We start from the raw sequence: 2,538 nt of genomic DNA, 5'->3' as shown, positions 1-2,538 counted from the left end.
TAAAGCCGTGTCATTTAGGCCATATGCCTTTTGATCCGCGTGGCTCGGCGACTTCTTTGGTTCTGTTTCGGGTGCAACGCGTTGGGACAACCGTCTGATCACAATTCTATCAAAACAGTCGTTTGTCCTTGAGGCAGCATCGGTCAAAATGGACTCTTTCTCGCCGTTCGCTGCGTCTTGGACCAACGACCGCTTTGCAAAAGTTTAAGAAGTCACCTTCTAAGGCATACCTCTCTGCCAGACCTTCAACCAAAAATTACAAGTCTTCATGAACTCAATATATGTTTGTTTCCATCCAAAAAGCAGCGTAGCGCAATAACCCTAGTTGCTCGCTACACTGACATGAAAGCAGCATACCCTTGGCCCTACAGCCTGCGCACAGACGCTGTGTGACGCCACAATACTCAGTTGCCAGATATTGGTCCCTGCGCGCCTTGCGGCTTGAGCTTGTCGTAGTCTGCCTGTGATGTTGCAGTTGATAGGGCTGTGGGCATGCCGCCACTTGCAGCGTCTGGCCCCGCCTGTTGTTGACTTGGCACATTCGACTTTGGAACAGGTGGAGCTGCAATGGCTTTGCCAATACGTGACTTTGGCTGTTTCTTTGGCTTTACCTGTCCACCCTTGAGGCGCGTCTCAAGCTTGTTGGCCAAGAAGCTTGTGGTGTTTGCAAAAGTCTTAATGTCTTCAATGGCTTGATCCAGCTGAACGCTAGCTGAAGCCTTCTCAATCACATCTATCAGTCGGCGTAGTTCCTCGCGGTCAGTCATGTGCGCACCCAGTTGAAGAGAGTGGGGTTAGTAAAAGACCACCCAGACTTGATAAGTACTTCCCTAGAAAAATCCGCAGCGCAGATTTTTGCGGCTGCAGGGGGAATTTCGGATGAGACACGTCATAAATGACGCTGCAATGATTAAACCGCATTATACCGCCATCCGTTCCGGCGCACGCCATACTGCTTCTGACTGCTCAGCTATGGCCCTATCACAAAGTGCCTTAAGGTTTGCTAAACGCTCACTCCACGCTTGATGCTGTGGCTGATCACTAGCCGCCAATCGCGCTGCATAATACCCAAGCTTACTTGAGCAGATGCTCAGCGTGCCCACACTAGGTTCGGTGTTGTGATAGCGTAGCACGCGGATATAGCCCTCACTGCGCCCCAGCCAGCTGTGACAGAACTCTGGTGTGTTCTGCACAATGCCCGTTGCGATCAATTCATCGCGCATGTGTTCTAATAGTCTTATGCTCATCCAATTCTCCCAGTGTTTTGGTCTCGCAAGTATTTATCAAAACACGGTCGTGCTGGAGTAACACGAGGGCGGATAGTGTCGCTCAGCAAACAAGCCAGAAGCTGTGTTGCGAAAACTTCTTGCGATGCTTTGGTGCAATACTGTGTTGTGGGAATTTCTCAGGAGACTGTGGTGCAACCACAGTGTTGCAACCACAAACCTACAACACAGTGGTTCCAACACAATTGTGTGTGCCTGTTGTTGGGGGCACAGCATAACCCGTTTCTGCCCCGTTTTGCGCCTTCGTTGATAAATAAACATGGAGGACCGCAATGGAATTTGAGCAACGCAAACAAGAACGACGTGCTTTGGTGCAGCACTTGTTGGCACAAGACTGGAATGTGTTCGGCACGCTCAAGTTTGTGAACGGCAGAACGACTGGACGTAAGACTGCCAACAAACTCCTGCGCAGCTACTGGAACAAAGTGGATCGCGTGATCTACGGCAAAGCTGCTGAGCGTCAGAACATGCGAGTGCCGCGCTGGTGCTTTGCACATGAGGGCGCGGATCACGAGAACTTCCATGTTCACTTCGTAATTCCAAGCCCACTGCAGGACACGGAACAGACATGCTGTTTGCTCAACGCAGTCTGGGCGCAGCATCATGCGCAAACAGCGCCATTGGCAAAGAACTGGATCATGCCCGTAAAAGACCGTGCAGCTGTGACAAGCTATGTCACTCACGAATACTGGCGCATGGGCAGTGACACAATCTCAGACAACCTTTGCTGGGATAATGCACAGTTAAACTTTGCGCCCAACGACAACTACACCCAACAACAAGCACATCGTATTACACGGGCAGCCAGCCCACTCTGGCTACAGCAGGCACAACAGGCATTAAACGATCAAAAGGCACAATATGAGGCAAGCGGTGATTTGCAGATGATGGAGCGTGGCTAAGCCCCTTCGCGCAGCAAACACCTGAGCAGCTTGAACAACACAGATGCCAAAGGCGCAGGTCTTGGCACATCCTTGTTCACGAGCTGTTGTTCAAACTAACGAAGGTTCAAAAGAACACAGCAACAAAAGCTCAAACGAAGAAGATCAAACAGATAGAGAGAGAAGAGCTAAACACAGCGTCAGCGGAGCAAAACGATAGACGCTTTTTTTGTGGGCGCGGGGTCGGTGTGTGAGCGCTGCTTATTTTACRCTTTTTTGTTCCCGACAAAGTCAATCAAAGCAGACTTTCCGCTGTGTCCACGTCCCTCATTCAGTGTGTCTATGTATTCTTCACATACTTGAATGTCTAA

Annotated in this window: 3 protein-coding genes; 1 reads left to right on the top strand and 2 read right to left on the bottom strand. The window is 50.3% G+C overall.

Annotated elements, in window-relative coordinates; all coding sequences use genetic code 11:
• Positions 1 to 404: 404 nt before the first annotated feature.
• On the bottom strand, positions 405 to 767 hold the full coding sequence (locus NIG5292_RS14280; protein ID WP_048599813.1) for a hypothetical protein: 363 nt from the start codon (positions 765 to 767) through the stop codon (positions 405 to 407).
• A 153-nt stretch (positions 768 to 920) separates the two neighbouring features.
• Entirely contained in the window at positions 921 to 1,247 is a 327-nt protein-coding gene (locus tag NIG5292_RS14275; protein WP_144412769.1) for a DUF6626 family protein, read from the bottom strand.
• A gap of 311 nt (positions 1,248 to 1,558) precedes the next feature.
• Between NIG5292_RS14275 and NIG5292_RS14270 the strand changes: the two genes are divergently transcribed.
• Positions 1,559 to 2,188, top strand: a complete 630-nt coding sequence (locus tag NIG5292_RS14270) for a hypothetical protein (RefSeq protein ID WP_048600207.1) — start codon at positions 1,559 to 1,561, stop codon at positions 2,186 to 2,188.
• Positions 2,189 to 2,538 lie beyond the last annotated feature (350 nt).

The organism is Nereida ignava (assembly GCF_001049735.1).
In the GTDB taxonomy this organism is placed as follows: Bacteria; Pseudomonadota; Alphaproteobacteria; order Rhodobacterales; family Rhodobacteraceae; genus Nereida; species Nereida ignava.
This window is presented reverse-complemented; position numbering and strand designations above follow the sequence as displayed.